Source organism: Halopseudomonas oceani, assembly GCF_002903165.1.
In the GTDB taxonomy this organism is placed as follows: domain Bacteria; phylum Pseudomonadota; class Gammaproteobacteria; order Pseudomonadales; family Pseudomonadaceae; genus Halopseudomonas; species Halopseudomonas oceani.
In genome coordinates this window covers 19515-38069 of sequence record NZ_PPSK01000023.1, presented here as the reverse complement: position 1 = coordinate 38069, position 18555 = coordinate 19515, and the positions used below count along the sequence as shown (strand labels likewise).

At 60.5% G+C, this 18555-nt stretch carries 14 protein-coding genes and 1 tRNA gene; 3 read left to right on the top strand and 12 right to left on the bottom strand.

Features of this window, described 5'->3' with window-relative positions; translation table 11 throughout:
* Positions 1-431: 431 nt before the first annotated feature.
* The 8 genes from C1949_RS17215 to rpsU form a co-directional block, all read right to left on the bottom strand.
* Positions 432-508 (bottom strand) — tRNA-Ile (locus tag C1949_RS17215).
* A 21-nt stretch (positions 509-529) separates the two neighbouring features.
* Positions 530-3562, bottom strand: a complete 3033-nt coding sequence (locus C1949_RS17210; protein ID WP_104739657.1) for a bifunctional diguanylate cyclase/phosphodiesterase — start codon at positions 3560-3562, stop codon at positions 530-532.
* 142 nt (positions 3563-3704) lie between these two features.
* Positions 3705-6083, bottom strand: a complete 2379-nt coding sequence (locus C1949_RS17205) for a penicillin acylase family protein (RefSeq protein WP_104739656.1) — start codon at positions 6081-6083, stop codon at positions 3705-3707.
* Positions 6084-6194: 111 nt separating this feature from the next.
* Entirely contained in the window at positions 6195-6587 is a 393-nt protein-coding gene (locus tag C1949_RS19560; RefSeq protein ID WP_211287198.1) for a helix-turn-helix transcriptional regulator, read from the bottom strand.
* A gap of 21 nt (positions 6588-6608) precedes the next feature.
* Positions 6609-6962 carry a hypothetical protein gene (locus C1949_RS19555; protein WP_211287196.1) on the bottom strand — a complete coding sequence of 118 codons (354 nt, stop codon included), beginning with the start codon at positions 6960-6962 and terminating at the stop codon, positions 6609-6611.
* 130 nt (positions 6963-7092) lie between these two features.
* Positions 7093-8949 (bottom strand): RNA polymerase sigma factor RpoD, encoded by a 1857-nt coding sequence (gene rpoD / locus C1949_RS17195; protein WP_104739655.1) that lies wholly within the window; start codon positions 8947-8949, stop codon positions 7093-7095.
* An 86-nt stretch (positions 8950-9035) separates the two neighbouring features.
* Positions 9036-11015 (bottom strand): DNA primase, encoded by a 1980-nt coding sequence (dnaG, locus tag C1949_RS17190; protein WP_104739654.1) that lies wholly within the window; start codon positions 11013-11015, stop codon positions 9036-9038.
* A gap of 219 nt (positions 11016-11234) precedes the next feature.
* The gene (rpsU, locus tag C1949_RS17185; protein ID WP_088274353.1) at positions 11235-11450 is read right to left on the bottom strand and encodes a 30S ribosomal protein S21; all 216 of its coding nucleotides are present in this window, start codon (positions 11448-11450) and stop codon (positions 11235-11237) included.
* Positions 11451-11658: 208 nt separating this feature from the next.
* Between rpsU and tsaD the strand changes: the two genes are divergently transcribed.
* Positions 11659-12696, top strand: coding sequence for a tRNA (adenosine(37)-N6)-threonylcarbamoyltransferase complex transferase subunit TsaD (gene tsaD / locus C1949_RS17180; protein WP_104739653.1), 1038 nt, complete (start codon positions 11659-11661; stop codon positions 12694-12696).
* Here tsaD and plsY read toward each other — a convergent pair.
* Positions 12686-13255, bottom strand: coding sequence for a glycerol-3-phosphate 1-O-acyltransferase PlsY (gene plsY, locus C1949_RS17175; RefSeq protein WP_104739659.1), 570 nt, complete (start codon positions 13253-13255; stop codon positions 12686-12688). The two genes, tsaD and plsY, sit on opposite strands and share 11 nt — an antisense overlap.
* 69 nt (positions 13256-13324) lie before the next feature.
* Here plsY and folB point away from each other — a divergent pair, with 69 nt between their 5' ends.
* The gene (gene folB / locus C1949_RS17170) at positions 13325-13687 is read left to right on the top strand and encodes a dihydroneopterin aldolase (protein ID WP_104739652.1); all 363 of its coding nucleotides are present in this window, start codon (positions 13325-13327) and stop codon (positions 13685-13687) included.
* Positions 13684-14226: a 2-amino-4-hydroxy-6-hydroxymethyldihydropteridine diphosphokinase gene (gene folK / locus C1949_RS17165; protein ID WP_104739651.1), complete on the top strand. Its 543-nt coding sequence runs from the start codon at positions 13684-13686 to the stop codon at positions 14224-14226. Before folB ends, folK begins: the two co-directional genes overlap by 4 nt.
* On the opposite strand, the gene C1949_RS17160 is transcribed toward folK, so the two are convergent.
* The 3 genes from C1949_RS17160 to C1949_RS17150 all read right to left on the bottom strand — a co-directional run bounded on the left by C1949_RS17160 (position 14205) and on the right by C1949_RS17150 (position 18488).
* Positions 14205-15443, bottom strand: coding sequence for a multifunctional CCA addition/repair protein (locus tag C1949_RS17160; protein WP_104739650.1), 1239 nt, complete (start codon positions 15441-15443; stop codon positions 14205-14207). The two genes, folK and C1949_RS17160, sit on opposite strands and share 22 nt — an antisense overlap.
* Positions 15444-15666: 223 nt before the next feature.
* Positions 15667-17220, bottom strand: a complete 1554-nt coding sequence (locus C1949_RS17155; protein ID WP_104739649.1) for a SpoVR family protein — start codon at positions 17218-17220, stop codon at positions 15667-15669.
* Positions 17217-18488, bottom strand: coding sequence for a YeaH/YhbH family protein (locus C1949_RS17150; RefSeq protein ID WP_104739648.1), 1272 nt, complete (start codon positions 18486-18488; stop codon positions 17217-17219). The genes C1949_RS17155 and C1949_RS17150 overlap by 4 nt, the downstream gene beginning before the upstream one ends.
* Positions 18489-18555 lie beyond the last annotated feature (67 nt).

The window sequence follows — 18555 nt, the reverse complement described above, 5'->3', positions numbered from 1 at the left end:
CCGATCCACGTTATTTGCGCCTGATAGATCTTGTTGAACGCAGCTAGATTTCGGCTTTATGGCCGGTATCACCTAAGACAATCTGGATGCGTAACGGCCGCTCCTGGCCGAAACCGGACGTTTTTCATCAAACAGTATCTCTGGAGTCTTGGGCAGCCATTAATTGAGTGGCGAAATTCATTCTTAATGGTGCGAGATGATGGCCAAGCACTATTCTGATGAGATTGGTTAGGAAGGACTATCTGGTTCGAGCTTTGGACAGGGTAGGCGGCCGCGATAAGGCGGTCTGCCAGCGTCTCTAGTTCTTGCTGGCTAGTTAGGCGTACGTAGAGTAGCTAGCGGCCATGGCTGGTAAAAATTTTTACCAAAGTTTGGCCAAAGCGGACAGACTATGGTCCGAAGAACAGCCGCACAGCGACGGCAGGAGAAATTGGTGGGCCCACCAGGACTTGAACCTGGGACCAAGCGATTATGAGTCGCCTGCTCTGACCAACTGAGCTATAGGCCCGCGCTGTTATAGCGTCGAGGATTATACGGACTGAGATGGCTGGTGACTAGGCGCTCGACTAAGGAAGGTTGTGGCGAACGCACTGGCGGACAGCGGCGGGCTGATCAGGTAGCCCTGAATACTGTCGCAGCCTTGCGCTTGCAAGATGTCACGCTGGGCTGTGGTTTCCACACCTTCGGCAATGACATTCATGCCCAGGTTGTGGGCCAGCACGATGATGGTCTGGCTGATGGCAGCATCGTGATGGTTTCCCGGCAGTCCGGCAACGAAGCTGCGGTCGATCTTCAGCGTATCCAGTGGCAACTCCTTCAGATAGGCGAGCGAAGAGTAGCCGGTGCCAAAATCATCAATCGACAGGTGTATGCCCATGCTCTTGAAGAGGTCGAGCAGGGTGATGGCTTCGCGGTTCTGATTCATGACGAAGTCTTCGGTAATTTCCAGCTCCAACTGGCTGGCGGTCAGGCCGTGTTCGGTCAGGGCCAGGCGAATGTCGCTGACCAGCTGATTGCCGATCAGCTGGGTGCCGGAGACGTTTATCGCAACTCTGGGCAGCAGGAATCCCTGATCCCGCCATTCGGCAAGCTGCGCGCAGGCGCTGTGCAGGATGCTGCGACCGAGATCGACGATCAGCCCGGTATCTTCGGCCAGCGGGATGAATCGGTCTGGCTCAATCAGCCCTTGCTGTGGGTGGTTCCAGCGCACCAGTGCTTCTGCACCGTTCAGCTTGCCGCCGTCGCACATTACTTTGGGCTGGTAGTAGAGGATAAATTCGCCGCGCTCCAGGCCTCGACGCATGTCATTCTCCATTTCCAACCGCTGGTGGGCGTTGACGGTCAGGTCGCTGGTGTAGAACGCGTAGCGATTGCGGCCCTGGTTCTTGGCCTGGTACATGGCCGCGTCAGCATGCTTGATCAGGCTGTTGACGTCATCTGCATCGGTTGGAAACAGGCTGATGCCGATGCTGGCGCTGACAAAAAACTCGTGGCCCGCACACAGGAAAGGGGTGCGAAACACGCCAAGCAGCTTGTCGGCGATGGCGGCGGCGTCCACGTCGGTATGCAGGTTGGGCAGGAGGACGATGAACTCGTCACCGCCGTGGCGCGCGACGGTGTCTATTTCGCGCAGAACTGAGCACAGGCGCTGGCTGACCAGTTGCAGGAGGCTGTCGCCAACCGGGTGGCCCAGACTGTCGTTAATCTGTTTGAAGCGGTCCAGGTCGATGAACAGCAGGGCGCCGAGTTGATCTGTCTTGTTCATCGCCAGGCTGTTCAGCGCCTCGCGCAGGCGGGCTTCGAACAGGATGCGGTTCGGCAGGCCGGTGAGCGGGTCATGGTGAGCCTGGTGGTCCAGTCTTGCCTGGGTGTGCTTGAGCGGTGTGATGTCACTGAAAACCGCAACCAGATGGCTGAGACTGCCGTCTACGTTCAATACCTGGCTGACATTGCTCCAGGCTGCGTAGAGTTCTCCATTGGCGCGCCTGCTCCAGGATTCCCCCTGCCACTGACCATGTGTCTTGATGGCTTCCCAGGCTTGGGCGACGATATTCTGATCTTCCGCATACGTGGCCAGTCTCTCGATCGGCTGGCCGACAGCCTCGTGGGCGGGGATCCCGGTGATGCGGCTGAAGGCCCGGTTGACGGCGGCAATCCGGCTTTCCGAGTCGGTGATGATGACCCCTTCATTGGTGTTTTCGAAGACTGTGGCTGCCTGACGCAGCGAGTTTTCCATTTCCAGGCGTTCGGTTACGTCACGCGCGATGCTGAGCATGCACTCCTGATTGTTGATGGTGATCGCCTCGGTACAGATCTCGACTTGCCGCACGCTACCGGTTGTTGTGGTTACCTGAGACAGCATGTCGCGAACCCGCCCTTCGCGCCGCAAGGTTTCCACCATGCGCTTACGGTCGTCATCGTCACGCCAGATCCGCAGCGCCAGAGTGCTTGTACCGATCGCCTGCTCTCGCGTATAGCCGGTGATGCGGGTGAAGCCCTCGTTAACATCCAGCAGCATCCCGTCGCTGGCCCGGCTGATCAGCAAGCCATCCGGTGAGGCATGAAAGGCGCGCGAGAACTTCTGTTCCGACAGGCGCAGCTGTTCCTGGGTGTGCTTGAGCGCTGAAATGTCACGGAGCACGGTAACCAGTACCGGCTGATTGTCGATACTCACCGAGCGCGCGGATAACAGGCCGGTGAAGCGGCTGCCGTCGGCGCGCCGGAACTCCAGCTCAATATTGTTTTTGGTTTTTGTCAGCAGGAGCGACAACAGCCCCGGTCCGGTTCCGGGGTTGACCCAGATGCCGAGTTCGGTGGCGGTATGACCAACAGCGTCCGCCATGGTGATGCCAAACTGTTCCTCGAACGTCCGATTGACTGATAGAAAGCGGCCTTCGTTGGCCTCTGCCAGGACTATCGTGTCGGGGCAGTTGTGAAATACGGAGGCGAACTTTTGCTCGGAGCTGCGCAGCGCCTGCTCGGCCAGTTTTTGCTCCTGAATATCGATCAGCAGCCCGTGCAGCGAGGCAGCTTCGTATTCTTCGCTGCTGACCCGGTTGATGATGGCGCGAACCCAGACGCAGTCGCCAGACTGCCGACACAGTCGGAAATCAAAGCTCTGCTGCTGCTTGGCGAGGGCATATTCGCGCAGGCTGGAGAGGACTCGTCGGTGGTCCTCCGGATGCAGGTGGTTGGCCAGGAAATCGGGCTGCAGCCAGTCGCTGGCGGGAAACCCGAGCAGGTCTTCGGCGTGGGGGGAGGCGTAGACAAAGCGCAGGGAGGGGTAGGACATTTCCCAGGTAACCACGTGCAGCTTCTCAACCAGTGTGCGGTAGCGGTGTTCCTGCTGGCCGAGCAGCTCAAGGGCTTCCTGACGCTGTGCTATGGCGCGCCGTCGCAGCTGATTGAGACCATGGGCCGCCAATAGCAGAATGCAGGATAACAGCAGTACACCGACCTGCGTAATGTGCAGTTGGGAGGAGAGGGAAAACTCGGATGCACTGCATCCTGCGCCAGCGATTGCCACGAGAGAGACAATGCATCCTTTGGCTGCGGAGTTCATTCGGCGTTCATCCTGCGCGCTTGATAGTGGTGCTTTTGTATCAGTGTAGCGCGAAGGTTATGCCGCTGTCCCTGCCGTGAAATAGCACAGGTGCCCGAGAGGGGGAGAGGCCCCGGTCGCAACAGCAACCGGGGCGTGGGTGTTACTCGCTGATGTCGATGGACGACTCCAGGTTGGCAGCAATGTCCTCATCCGTGTAGGGGAACGGCAGCCAGTTTTTGTTGGAATAGGCCTGGGTATAGTCCGCGTAATGCGGGCTGCTCGGGTCGGTAGACTGCGAGTGCGTCAGGAAGGTGTAGGCCTTGACCGGTTCGCCGTTCGGGAACTCCACAATGTGCATGTAGGAGTTGCGCAGAACGGTAAAGTAGCCCTCATTACCTTCACCGCCGAACTGCGGAATCTGTTCGCCCGGCTTGAGATACTGCTGTACCTGCTCGACGCGGGCGTTCAGGGCAATGTTGCGATTGACCAGATCGGTCACGGCCTCACTGAACGCCGCTGTAATCTGATCGCGCACCGCGCTGTCGTTGCTCAGGCCGTCGGGTGTGTTTATCGGGTCGGCCGCATCAAACGGGATTGCGTACAGGTCTAGGCTGCGAATTCGGCTCCACAGGGCGGTCCAGATATGAGCGCCTACAGCATCGAGGTTGCCGGTGTTGTCCCAGTTTGCCAGCACCTGGCAGGCCTGTTCCTCATCTGCGGAGCCGGGCGCGTCGCAGACCACGTTCAGTACCGCGGTTTTCAGTCTCTCGGCGCTGTAGACCCTGCTGTTCAAAACGATGTTTCGCAGGTTCTCGCTGGAGGCCAGGTGACCGTTGAGACCGTCTGCACCATTCAGCCGGTCGCGTACCATGGTATGGCCCATTCGGGTTCGCAGGCTTTGTTCATAATCCTCGCGACCAATGATGCCTGCGTAGCCGGCGAGAGGCTGTTCCGGGTTGCTGAGCCAGTAGCTGTCATTCATGTTGGCAACATAGTCGGTGCTGAACAGGCTCGGCAGGTTGCTGGGACCAAAAGTGCCGGACTGCACCGAGTCAGTATCGGTTTTCCAGTCACAGGCTGACCTTGTTCCGTCGAGTAGCGGCAGGCCTGGCACCGCATTCATCACCGCCGGACCCAGGGTCGGAACCAGGCAGCTGGCCAGCATGCTGTCGGGCACGTTGGGTACGACCGTGATGTCGGAGTAGAGAGCCCGCTGGTCGCCTCGCCCGATGGCGGTGGTGTTGACCCACGGAATACCCAGATACTGTTTGGTGTTGTTGTAGAACTCATCCAGGGAGTCGGCACTGCCCCAGGAGAAGAAGTTCTGGAATGCTCGGGTATTTTCCAGGTTCGCGTCACGCAGGGTGTAGGCGACTTGTGTGCCCCAACCCGGCAGACCTAGCCCGCTTAGACTGATCATCGGACCGTACTCGGAGCGGTAGAGGGTGCGGGTGACGGGGCTCAGGTTGCCATCGGTCTGTTTGACCTGAATGGTGATCTCGGTTGGCGTCATGGCAACCACTTCACTGTCTTTCACGTAGCTGGTCGGGTCGCCCTCGGCGAGCTGCAGCTGATAAAGGGTGAAGCGACGCGCGGTGGATACGGTATGCGCCCAGGCAATGTCATTGTTGAAGCCCATCAGAACCATGGGGGTGCCCATGATGGAGGCGCCAGACACATTCAGTTTGCCTGGAACGTTCATGTGCAGTTGGTAGAAGCGGTCGACGCCGAGCAGGTACCAGTGCGGGTTGGCAAACAACAGGCCGCCACCTGACTCAGTCGCATTGCCGCCGAATGCATAGGTGTTGCTGCCAATGCCGGTTTTACGGCCGAGGGCAAAACGGTCTGCAGTGAGTTCGGAGGTGTCGGTGGCGGGGCTCATCAGGCGTACCCTGGCCGGGTTGGCCGCAGGTGGTTGCGCGGCAACGATTTCTTCTACCCAGTTGGCACTGCTGGCCGCGAGGTTGAGCGCTACCAGTCGGCGCAGCACGTCGTCCGTCGTGATGGTACGCAGCCACTCGGCATTGCGGCAGTCGGTATGCCGGCCGGCATGCTCACCGTCCTTCACTTCGCTGACGTAACGGCTGTAGCCTGCGGCGAATCCGGCGGTCAGCTCAAGCATGTCGTCGGCCTGTGCTGCCTGAAAGGTAGTCAGCTCCTGCTCGTTTAGCAGGAATCGGAAGAAGAAGTCGGCTTCCAGGTTGGTGGGTGTGCCAAAGGTACCCATCGTTGCTGCCGCCTCATCCGGGCCGAAGTACTCGGAACGCTGGCCGCTGTAGGTTACGAAGGCATCGGCGAGCACGCAGAGATTGTCTTCGGCAATGGCGTAGCCGTGGCCGTAACCTGCTCCTCCCAGATCTTTGGCGGTGATGTGGGGAATGCCGAATGTCGTCCGTTCGATGGTCGCACTATAGTGGCGTTGCTCACTGGGCTGATCATCTCCGCCGCCGCTGCCACCGATCTTACAGCCGCTGAGCAATATCGCGCCGGTCAGGATGCTTGCCTTGGCAAGGAATCCAGGGTGCTGGATGTAAAGCATGGTGTGGTCCTCTTCTTTTTATAACGGCAACGGCCTCTGTTGCCTGAAGAGGAGGGTAAGCTGGTGGCCTAAGTGGTTATTGAATGCAGATGCTATTTGTTCGCTTTCTGGCTACAGCATGTGCACCTTGATCGCTTTGACGATATACGACGGCGTCAGGCCGAAAAACTGCTTGATGGTGCGTGTCAAATGGGCGGAGTCGGAGAAGCCAACGTCATAGGCGACGGCAGCCAGTGACTCGCCACGTGCGATGAGACCAACGGCCCGGCGCATTCTGGCCCACAGGATGTAGCTCTTAATGGATAGCCCGAGCTGCTCGGAGAACAGGTGAGACAGGCGGTCGCCGGAGAGCCCGACGCCGGCGGCCAGTTCGGCTACGGAACTGCTCAGTGGCAGTTCCTTTTTGACTTTCTGGGCGATGTGCACCGCTCGGATGTCAATGTTCACACCAACCGGTTTGTAGCCGCTGATGCCAAGGGGCAGGGTGGTGGTAAGTCGAAACAAGCGATCAACGGCCAGCGTGCCCTAGCCGATCTGGTGAAGCTCACCGGGGTTGATGGTGTTTGGTTGCAGAATAACCGGGCGGACGGACTGATTGCCAAGAAAGCGGCTGAGGGTGTGATATTCGTAGCTTTGCGGGTCAAAGTTCATCGACAGCAGGCTGGTTTGGCTGGAGTCGAGCGAACGATGTGCCTGACGAGCAATCAGTGCTGCCTGATAGCGCTGCTGTTTGCCTGAAGGTTCTCCGAGGGTGAAGCCGGTTGGGTCAAGTGCGACAAGCAGCGTCACGGTATGGCGCTGTGTCAGCTCGGAGGCAACACCAGCAGTGATGTACAGGAAGCGATCCTCCCATACGTACAAATGATTCTGGTACGACATGTTTGCTGCCTCACACGTCCTTGCTTTTTGTTATTTCATTCTTTGAACCGCGTACAGACTGTACCAGAAACACAAACAATAACGCCCGGCAGAGCCGGGCGTTATTTGTTGCAGTGAGTAAGTTACTAACTCAGTCGTCGAGGAAGCTGCGCAGGTGATCACTGCGTGTCGGATGACGCAGCTTGCGTAGTGCCTTGGCTTCGATCTGACGAATCCGCTCACGGGTAACATCGAACTGCTTGCCGACTTCCTCAAGGGTATGGTCGGTATTCATATCGATGCCGAAGCGCATGCGCAGCACTTTGGCTTCACGTGCGGTGAGGCCGGAAAGTACATCGCGAGTCGCTTCCTTGAGGTTTTCCACGGTGGCCGAATCAATCGGTGATTCCATGGTGCCGTCCTCGATGAAGTCGCCCAGATGCGAGTCTTCGTCGTCACCGATGGGGGTTTCCATCGAGATCGGTTCCTTGGCGATCTTCAGGACCTTGCGGATCTTGTCCTCAGGCATCTCCATGCGCTCGCCCAGCTCTTCCGGCGTCGGCTCGCGACCCATCTCCTGCAGCATCTGGCGGGAAATGCGGTTCAGCTTGTTGATGGTCTCGATCATGTGCACCGGAATACGGATGGTGCGCGCCTGGTCCGCAATGGAGCGGGTGATGGCCTGACGAATCCACCAGGTGGCGTAGGTCGAGAACTTGTAGCCGCGACGGTATTCGAACTTGTCCACCGCCTTCATCAGACCGATGTTGCCTTCCTGGATCAGGTCAAGGAACTGCAGGCCACGGTTGGTGTACTTCTTGGCGATGGAGATAACCAGACGCAGGTTGGCCTCAACCATCTCTTTCTTGGCGCGGCGCGCACGCGCCTCGCCGATGGACATGCGGCGATTGATGTCCTTGATTTCGGAGATGGTCAGGGTGGCGTTCGCTTCCAGTTCGGCCAGTTTTTTCTGGGCGCGCTGGATGTCGGTCTTGAGCGCCTGCAGGTTTTCGCTGTAGCGCGGGCTGTCAGCCAACAGTGCGTCGACCCAGCCTTCGTTTACTTCGTTGCCCGGGAAGCTGCGCAGGAAGTCGGCACGCGGCATCCGTGCGTCACGGACGCACAGCTGCATGATGGCGCGTTCCTGCTTGCGGACTTGGTCCTGGGCATCACGAACGCGATTGACCAGCGCTTCGTATTGCTTGGGAATCAGCTTGATCGGCATGAACAGGGTGGCCAGGGCCTCCTGCTCGGCGACAGCCTTGGGACTATTGCGCGGGTGCTTCTTCAGCACCTTCTGCAACTTCTCCAGCTGTTCCTTGATGGCAGTGAAACGCAGGCGAGCTACTTCCGGATCGGGGCCGCCGTCGCCTTCGTTGTCATCGCTGTCGTCGTCAGAATCGTCTTCTTCCTCGTCATCGTCGCCTTCTTTCTTGGCACCCTTGGCGGCGACGGCGGGGATGTCGTCGCTGTTGACGCCGGACATGCCGTCGTCATCGGGATCGATGTAGCCGCTGAAAATGTCGGACAGGCGGCCGCCTTCCTCGACCACGCGAGCGTAGTCGGCAAGGATGCCGTCGACGGTACCCGGGAACATGGAGATGGCAGCCATGACTTCGCGGATGCCTTCTTCGATGCGCTTGGCGATTTCGATTTCGCCTTCGCGGGTCAGCAGCTCTACCGTGCCCATTTCACGCATGTACATGCGGACCGGGTCGGTGGTGCGACCGATATCGGTTTCGACCGCGGCCAAAGCGGCGGCGGCTTCTTCGGCAGCGGCTTCGTCGGCATCATTATCGGCCAGCAGCAGCGCATCAGCATCGGGAGCGGCTTCGAAAACCGTGATGCCCATGTCGTTGATCATGCGGATAATGTCTTCCACCTGCTCCGGATCGGATATATCCTCGGGCAGGTGATCGTTGACCTCCGCATAGGTCAGATAGCCCTGCTCGCGACCGCGGGCGATGAGCTCTTTAAGACGGGATTGCTGTTGCGCTTTTCCGGACATAACAACCCTTGTGGATGCCTAGGTGTGCAAAAAATAAGCTGCGGATTATACCCTGATTTCGCCTGCTGACGCCACTTGAGGCAGAGTCAGCCGTCGTTTTTCCGGGCGTTTCGTGTGCTCAGAAGGTCCCGCAGTTGTTGCTTTTCCTCGGCAGAGAGCGGTTCGTTGACCGATTTGTCGAGGAGGTGCTGAAGTCGTCGCTCGTTTTGCTGAGCGGCTAGACTGTTAATGGTGTCGAAAAACTGTTGTTCAAGGTTTACCCCTGGACTGGTTAGCAGCCACTCCTGTTCGGCCAGGCGATTTAGCTGTTCCCCCATCGCCGTACCGTGCCAGCGTGCCAGCAGCTCAATTGTAGTCAGCCCCGGCTGTTTCTGCGCAGCTTCCACCAGCGCCACCAGCAATCTTGCTTCGTCTTCGTCCTCGTCGGCCATTTGATTGGCCTGTTGGGCATGTGCTGCAAGATGCGGGTGGTGCAGCAGCGTCTTCACCGCCTGCAGCAGCGGGCTGTTCATCTCGCGGCGTGGCGGCTTTTTGCTGCCGCCGAAGTCCTTGCGTCCCCGTTGTTCCTGGCGCTCACCTTTGCGTGGCGTAAATGCGCGGCCACTGTTTCCGCTCGGAGGAGCGCTATCCATGCCTTCTGGCATGTAGTACTCGGCGTCCGGTTCCGCGCGTTCGGACCAGTCCTCCCAGGCGCCAAACGGGATGTCCTCGTCGTGTGTCGGCCGCTCCTGCGGGGCGGCGGGTTGCCCGACGGCTGGCATTACTGCGGGCTCGACGGTATCGAGGTCAATACCTGTTTGTTGCTGCAGTGACTGACGCAACAGTCGGCGTAGCATGCCACCCGGCACTTGCTCGATCAGAGGCAATGCCAGTGACGCCATATGTGCCTTGCCTTCGAGACTGTCGGCCCCGGATTCCTCTGCCAAGTGCCGGAACAGGTAGTCTGTCAGCGGCTGCGCTTCGCGCTCCAGGCGCCTGCGGAATGCGTCCGCGCCTTCCTGGCGTACCATGGTGTCCGGGTCCTGCCCGTCGGGTAGAAACAGAAAGCGCACATGGCGGCCATCTTCCAGTACCGGCAGAGCGGAATTCAGTGCACGCCATGCGGCCTGGCGTCCTGCTCTGTCGCCGTCAAAGCAGAAGATCACGTTTTGCACCAGTCGAAACAGGCGCTTGAGGTGTTCTTCGCTGGTGGCGGTGCCGAGCGTGGCGACGGCGTTGGTGACGCCGTGCTGGGCCAGCGCGATCACGTCCATGTAGCCTTCGACCACCAAAATCTCGTTCAGTTGCCGATTTTGTTGCTTGGCTTCATACAGGCCGTACAGCTCCTGGCCCTTATGGAAGACTGAGGTTTCCGGCGAGTTCAGGTACTTGGGCTTCTCGTCACCCAGTACGCGACCGCCGAAGCCGATGGTGCGGCCACGGCTATCGCGAATCGGGAACATGATGCGGTCGCGGAAGCGGTCGTAACGTCCACCGCTGTCGGGGTTCTCGACCACCAGGCCTGCTTCGATCAGTGCATTCTGTTCGGTGGTGTCCCGGCTCAGGTGGGACATAAGGTTGTCCCAGCCAGGGGGCGCCATCCCGATATCGTACAGTTTGGCAATTTGCCCGGACAGGCCGCGTCCCTTCAGGTAGCTGACCGCGCGCTGGCGTGCCGGATGTTGGCGCAGCTGCTGTCGATAATACGCGGCAGCCTGTTCCAGCAGGGCGTACAGCGGGTTGTCTTTGCGCGGAGTGCGGCTGCTCTTGCGGCCATCGCTGCGCTCTTCGTGCGGCACTTCGACGCCGGCCTGGCGGGCGAGTTCTTCAACCGCCTGGGGGAAGTCCAGGCGATCAAAGTCCATCACGAAGCTCAGCGCGCTGCCACCAGCGCCGCAGCCGAAGCAGTAGTAAAACTGCTTGTCAGGGCTGACACTGAATGACGGCGACTTCTCGTTATGAAACGGGCAGAGCGCGGAGTAGTTCTTGCCGGTCTTCTTGAGCTTCAGGCGAGACCCGACGACTTCGACAATGTCGATGCGTCCGAGCAGGTCATCAATGAAGCCCTGAGGAATGAGTCCGGCCATGCTGTCTGCGTTGCCTCTGCGAGAGAGCGCCGTTACCGGCGCGCCGTGCTGTCCGTGGCATTATGCGATAGCAAATGCACAAGGACGCAAAAATCCAGCCATTTCCTCTCGGAAGGCCGGAAAGATGCGTGTTCCAGTGCGGTTCAGTCTGATGATATGAGCGCGTACGTCACATCATTGGGCCTGCGATCAGGCCCGATCAGAGCTGAGTATCGGAACTCAGTACAGGCGCTCGCGACGACGCTGTTCGCGTTGCACTTTCTTGGCGTGACGCTTTACAGCAGCAGCTGCTTTGCGCTTGCGCTCGGTAGTGGGCTTCTCGTAAAACTCGCGACGACGCACTTCAGCCAGAACACCGGCTTTTTCGCAGGAGCGTTTGAAACGACGCAGGGCCACGTCGAAGGGTTCGTTCTCTTTAACTTTGACGGCAGGCATTTCGTACCTTTCTCAAACGTTGGTAGTCATGGCCGTAGGCGATAGTGCCTGCGGCGATTGCATTTCAAGGGACGCGGATGTTACCGCCTTAATCTGTAAAAAGCAAAGCCTACGACGTCCGTCGGGGTAAAAAACTGGCCTGTGGGCGTCTGGCTGATTATGATGCGCGGCAGATGACATTCATGTAATACGAGGCACAGGGCCAAGCATGCGCGTTCTGGGTATTGAGACTTCCTGCGACGAAACCGGCATCGCGCTGTATGACAGTGAGCGAGGTCTGCTGGCGGATGCGTTGTTCAGCCAGATCGATCTGCACCGGGTATACGGCGGTGTGGTGCCGGAGCTGGCGTCGCGCGATCACGTCAAACGCATGGTACCACTGATGCGCGAAGTGTTCGCCAAGGCTAGCCTGCAGCAGGGTGAGGTAGATGCCGTGGCCTATACGGCCGGCCCGGGGCTGGTCGGGGCGTTGCTGGTCGGTGGCGCGTTTGCGCGGGCGCTGGCCTTTGCCTGGGGCGTGCCGGCGCTGGGCGTACACCATATGGAAGGGCATTTGCTGGCCCCCTGTCTGGAAGAGCATCCGCCCGAGTTTCCGTTTGTCGCCTTGCTGGTTTCTGGCGGCCACACCCAACTGGTTCGGGTGGACGGTATCGGTGAATACGAGCTGCTGGGCGAGTCGCTGGACGACGCCGCCGGGGAAGCCTTTGACAAGACGGCCAAGCTGATGGGGTTGCCGTATCCGGGCGGCCCGGAGATTGCCCGGTTGGCCGAGCAGGGCCGCCCCGGTGCCTTTGTCTTCCCCCGGCCGATGACCGATCGGCCCGGCCTGACATTTAGTTTCAGTGGTTTGAAAACCGCCGTGCTGACGGCATGGCAGGCGTGTTCGCAGCAGGGGCAGCCGGATCAGCAGACGCTGGCCGACATTGCCCTGGGCTTTGAAACGGCAGTGGTCGAGACCCTGACCATCAAGTGCCGTCGGGCGCTCAAGCAGACTGGGCTCAAGCGGTTGGTGATTGCCGGTGGCGTCAGCGCCAACCGCCGTTTGCGACAGCAGCTGGAAAGCATGACCGCCGAGCTGAAGGGCAACGTGTTTTACGCCCGCCCGGCGTATTGCACTGATAACGGCGCAATGATTGCCTACGCGGGTTGCCAGCGGCTGCTGGCCGGTCAGCAGGATGCGGGCGGTATCGAGACGCGCGCGCGCTGGCCGATGGAGCAGTTGCCGCCGATTGCCGTCAAGGCCTGAAGCGGTTCTCTACCCCGGCCAGCAGCCGACCTATATTGAGGCGGTGGCGGAGCAGAATCAGCAGCACCATGAGCGTGACCGGTAGCAGCAGTGCCGGGGCCAGCCAGGCGAGGGCTGGTGGCAGCGTCAGGCTGGCCAGCAGGGATGCCAGGGAGGCGATCCGCTGCCAGTAAAAGGTCAGCCCCCAGGCCAGCGCTGCGATCAGGGCCGCAGGCCAGCAGAGCATCAGCATGACGCCAGCAGCGGTAGCAACACCCTTGCCGCCCTGCAAGCGATGGAAGATCGGTAGAATGTGCCCGCAGACCGCGGCCAAGCCGATCCAGCCCTGTTGCTGCAGCGTCAGGTCGGCATAGCGGGCGAGGGCGATGGCCAGTACGCCCTTGCCGAGATCGCCGGCCAGGGTGGCCAGCGCCAGGGAACGGTTGCCCAGGCGCAGCATGTTGCTGGCACCGGGGTTGCCGGAGCCCAGTTTGCGCGGGTCCGGCAGGTGACGCAGGTGGCTGATCAGCACGGCAAAGGAGACTGAGCCGAGCAGGTAGGCGATGACCAGCCAGAACAGAAACTGGGTATGCATGCAGCGGACCCCGGGAAAAATGACGTTTGATTGTAGTCGACACGGGAGCAACCTGTGGATCAGGTTTTTATCAAAGGGTTAGCGGTAGATGCCGTCATTGGCGTCTATGACTGGGAACGGACTATTCGGCAGCGGCTGGTGTTCGATCTCGATATGGGCTGGGACATCCGTCCGGCCGCCGCCGGCGATGCGCTCGAGCACACCCTCAACTATGCGGCAATCAGTGAGCGGGTGCAGGGCTTTGTCGAGCAGAGCAGCTTCATGCTGGTCGAGACGCTGGCCGAGCAACTGGCTGCGCTGCTGATGAGTGAGTTTTCTATTCCCTGGCTGCGTCTGCAGGTCACCAAGCCAGGTGCCGTTCCGGCTGCTTCCGGTGGCGTCGGGGTGTTGATCGAACGGGGAGTCAGACCCGCGTGACTATCGTCTATCTGGGGGTCGGTACCAATACCGAGCGGGAGTATCACCTGCAGCGCGGGCTGGATGCGCTGGCCGAGTTGTGTGGCGAGCTGCAGCTGTCGCCGGTATTTGAAAGCGATGCGGTCGGAGTGCTCGGAAAACGCTTCTACAACATGGTAGTGGCGGTCGAGACGCGCCTGGCGCTGGTTGATCTGAATGCGGCACTGAAGGCAATTGAGGCGGCGTGCGGCCGTCGTGAGTCGCCGCAACCTGGCCGCATCACGCTGGATATCGACGTGCTTTGCTATGGTGATCTAACCGGCGTGCATGACGGCATTACCCTGCCGCGCCCGGAGGTGACGCGCAACGCCTTTGTGCTCTGGCCGCTGGCATTGGTTGCAGCGCGAGGCAAACTGCCCGGTAGCGGGCAGACATTCGGTCAACTCTGGGAGGGCTGGCAGGGGAACCAGGCACTGTGGCCGGTCGCCTTCACATGGCGTGGCCGGTCACTTACACCGGCCGAGCTGCTGGCGCGGTATCAGCCGCGCGAGGCCTTATAGTCGCTTAACGCTTCCAGTCGCGCCTGCTCCAGGGCGCGGCCCATCTCCGCTCCCTGCAGGCCCCTATCCAGTAACGGCTGAATATCCACTGCGCGCGCGGCCTGTGCGGCGCCGCGCAGGTAGTCCGCCTGCGGGTAGGGGCGCTGTTCAAACCCGGTGCGACCCTGGGCGTCGGCCACGCATACCGCCAGAAACTGCTCGAAGCGCTCGCCGCGACGGTAGATATCCAGTGCCTTGAACAGCTTGAGTAGGGTCTGAGGACGCAGCTCCAGTGCGAGGTGGCAGTGGGTGTGGTACTCGCAGGCCAGCAGTGCCAGTTCCTGGCAGTCCCTCGGTGCCTTGCAGCGCTTGTTGACGGCCTTCACCGCTTTCAGGCCGCTGGTTTCGTGGCCGTGGTGCTTTGGCCAGTGCTCCGGGCGAGTTAGCCCCTTGCCAAGGTCATGCAGCAGGCAGGCCCAGCGGGCCGGCAGCGGCAGCTGATCGCGAGCGGCGACCTGCAGCACCTGCAGGACATGCACGCCGGTGTCGATTTCCGGGTGATGTGCTTCCGGCTGCGGGACGCCAAACAGGGCGTCGACTTCCGGCAGCAGTTCGGCCAGTGCGCCACAGTCGCGCAGTACCTGGATGAATACATCCGGGCTGGGTTCCATCAGGGCGCGGCTGATTTCCATCCAGCTGCGCTCGGCGGTCAGGTTCTGCAGCTCGCCCGACTCGCTCAGCTGGCGCATCAGCGCCAGGGTCTCATCGGCCACGCGAAAGCCGAGGCTGGCGTAGCGAGCGGCAAAGCGCGCAACCCGCAGCACCCGCAGCGGATCTTCGGCAAAGGCGGGGGAGACGTGGCGTAGCACTTTGGCTTGCAGATCGCGCTGGCCGCCGTAGGGGTCGATGATCTCACCGTCGGCGCCCTGAGCCATGGCATTGATTGTCAGGTCCCGGCGGATCAGATCGTCTTCCAGAGTGACGTCAGGGCTTGTGTGGAAGACAAAGCCGCCGTAGCCAACGCCGCTTTTGCGCTCGGTGCGGGCGAGTGCGTATTCGTCGCCCGAGGTCGGATGCAGAAACACCGGAAAGTCCTGGCCGACCGGACGGAAACCCTCCTGCTGCAACTGCTCCGGCGTCGCGCCAACCACAACCCAGTCGCGGTCTGTTACCGGCAAACCAAGCAGTTGATCGCGGACGGCGCCGCCGACCAGGTAGGTGGAGTAAGGCTGGGACATGAGCGCTCGTGGTCAGATGGTGGTGGGGGTAGAGCTTGCCGCTTGCAGCAGATGGCTGCAAGAGGCTGAATGCTTGAGGCTGGAAGCTTGAAGCAGTCCGAGTTGTCGCGGGCGTTGGGTTTTTCCGCAGAGTCCCCTTGATTGGCTTGTGGTCGGCCCCACTCTGATTAAGCCTCCAGCCTCCAGCCTCCAGCCTCCAGCCTCCAGCCGGCGCGCAGCGCCGTTATATAGGCGGAATATTCAGATCGAAGCGCGGTAGGCGTTCTTCCTCCGGTTTGGGCCGGGGCGGGATGTGGGCTTCGGCCATCACGCGGTTACCGTCGACGCTCTCCAGATGAATATCGAACCCCCACAGCCGATGCAGGTGGCGGAGCATTTCGTCGGTGGACTCGCCAAGCGGTTTGCCCTGATGGCGTTGATGGCGCAGGGTGAGCGAGCGGTCGCCGCGGCGGTCTACCGACCAGATCTGGATGTTCGGTTCGCGGTTGCCAAGGTTGTACTGCGCGGCCAGCAGTTCGCGTACCGCGCGGTAGCCGCTGTCGTCGTGAATGGCGGCGACTTCCAGGTGGTCGTCGGCTTCGTCGTCGACGATGGCGAACAGCTTGAACTCGCGGATCACCTTGGGCGACAGGTACTGCAGGATAAAGCTCTCGTCCTTGAAGGTGCGCATGGCGAACTTGAGGGTTTCCAGCCAGTCGCTGCCGGCGATGTCGGGGAACCAGCGACGATCTTCCTCGGTCGGTTTTTCGCAGATGCGGCGGATATCCTGCATCATCGCAAAGCCCAGCGCGTAGGGGTTGATGCCGCTGTACCAGTTGCTGTCAAACGGCGGCTGATAGACCACGCTGGTGTGCGACTGCAGAAACTCCATCATGAAGCCGTCGGTGACCTTGCCTTCGTCATACAGGTGGTTGAGCAGGGTGTAGTGCCAGAAGGTGGCCCAGCCCTCGTTCATCACCTGGGTCTGGCGCTGGGGGTAGAAGTACTGCGCGACCTTGCGCACGATGCGCACGACTTCGCGCTGCCATGGCTCCAGCAGCGGTGCGTTCTTCTCGATGAAATACAGCAGGTTTTCCTGGGGCTCGCTCGGGTAGCGGGGGTGTGCCTGCTCGTCTTGCGCGTTGTGCGGGTTGACCGGAATGGTGCGCCACAGCTCGTTGACCTGGCGTTGCAGGTGCTCCTCGCGCTCCTGCTGGCGTTGCCGTTCTTCTGCGGCAGAGATCGGGTAGGGCCGCTTGTAGCGGTCGACGCCGTAGTTCATCAGCGCGTGGCAGGAGTCGAGCAGGTCTTCCACCGCGTCGATTCCATAGCGCTCCTCGCATTCGCTGATGTACTGCTTGGCGAATACCAGGTAATCAATGATGGCGCTGGCGTCGGTCCAGCTGCGGAACAGGTAGTTACCCTTGAAAAAGGAGTTGTGGCCATAGCTGGCGTGGGCAATCACCAGCGCCTGCATGCACATGGTGTTCTCTTCCATCAGGTAGGCAATGCAGGGGTCGGAATTGATGACGATCTCATAGGCCAGCCCCATATGACCTCGGCGGTAGCCCTTTTCAGTAGCCAGAAAATGCTTGCCGTAGGACCAGTGGTGATAGCCCAGCGGCATGCCGACCGAGGCGTAGGCATCCATCATCTGCTCAGCGGTGATGACCTCGATCTGGTTGGGGTAGGTGTCCAGGCCGTAGACCTCGTGGGCGATACGCCCGATCTCCTGGTCGTACTCGCGGATCAGCTCGAAGGTCCACTCCGAGCCGGTGGATATGGGCGTACGGCTCATGTCGCCATCCTCTTCTGGAACAGCTTGCGAAATACCGGGTAGATGTCCCCGGCATCGACAATCTGCTGCTGGGCGAAGCTGTCGGCAAAGTGCTCGGCGACCGCCTCGTACTCATGCCACAGGGTCTGGTGCTCGCGTGGGGTGATTTCGACGTAGCAGTAGTACTGCATCGCCGGCATGATCTGACGCACCAGCAGGTCGCGGCAGATCGGCGAGTCGTCGTTCCAGTTGTCGCCGTCGGATGCCTGGGCGCAGTACAGGTTCCACTCGCCTGGCGGGTAGCGCTGCTCGATGATCTGCTGCATTAGCCGCAGAGCGCTGGAAACGATGGTGCCGCCGGTTTCCCGCGAGTAGAAGAACTCCTCTTCGTCGACCTCCTTGGCACTGGTGTGGTGGCGGATGAACACCACTTCAATGCGCTCGTAGTTACGGCGCAGGAACAGGTAAAGCAGGATGTAGAAGCGCTTCGCTAGGTCTTTGGTCGCCTGGGTCATGGAGCCGGAGACATCCATCAGGCAGAACATCACCGCCTTGGACGACGGCGTTGGCTGCTTGACGATCAGGTTGTAGCGCAGGTCGAAGGTGTCGAGAAATGGGACGCGGTTGATACGCGCCTCGAGTCTGGTGATTTCCTCCTGCAGCTGCGCAATGCCGGTGATGTCATCCGGGTGCTCGCGCTTGAGTTGCTCCAGCTCTGCACGCGCCTCGCGCAGCCGCTTGCGGCTACCGCCCGAGAGTGCGATGCGTCGCGCCTGCGCCGCGCGCATGGACCGCACGATATTGATCCGCGACGGGTTGCCCTGCTGGCTGATGCCGGCGCGGACCGGTTTGAAAGTGTCGGTGCCGGTGAGCTGGCGCTTGATCAGATTGGGCAGGGCGAGATCCTCAAACATGAAGTCGAGAAATTCGTCCTGGGTGATCTGAAAGACGAACTCATCCATACCCTCGCCGCTGTTGCCGGCCTGACTGCCGCCCTGGCCGCCTCCGCCGCCTTGTGGCCGGGCAATGCGATCGCCAGTGGCGAATTCACGGTTGCCGGGGTGCACCTGAGTCTGGCGACCGCCCTTGCCGTGATGAAAGATCGGCTCGTCGATGTCGCGGTTGGGGATGCTGATGCTTTCGCCGTGCTCGATATCGGTAATCGAGCGACGACCGACGGCCTCTTCAACCGCCTTCTTGATGTGCGATTTGTAGCGCCGCAGGAACCGCTGGCGGTTCACGGTGCTCTTGTTCTTGCCGTTCAGACGGCGGTCAATCACGTAGCTCATAGGCCCTCCGGGCCAGCACCTTTCAGGCAGCTGCAAGCGACAAGCTTCAAGCTGCAAGTAAAAGCGC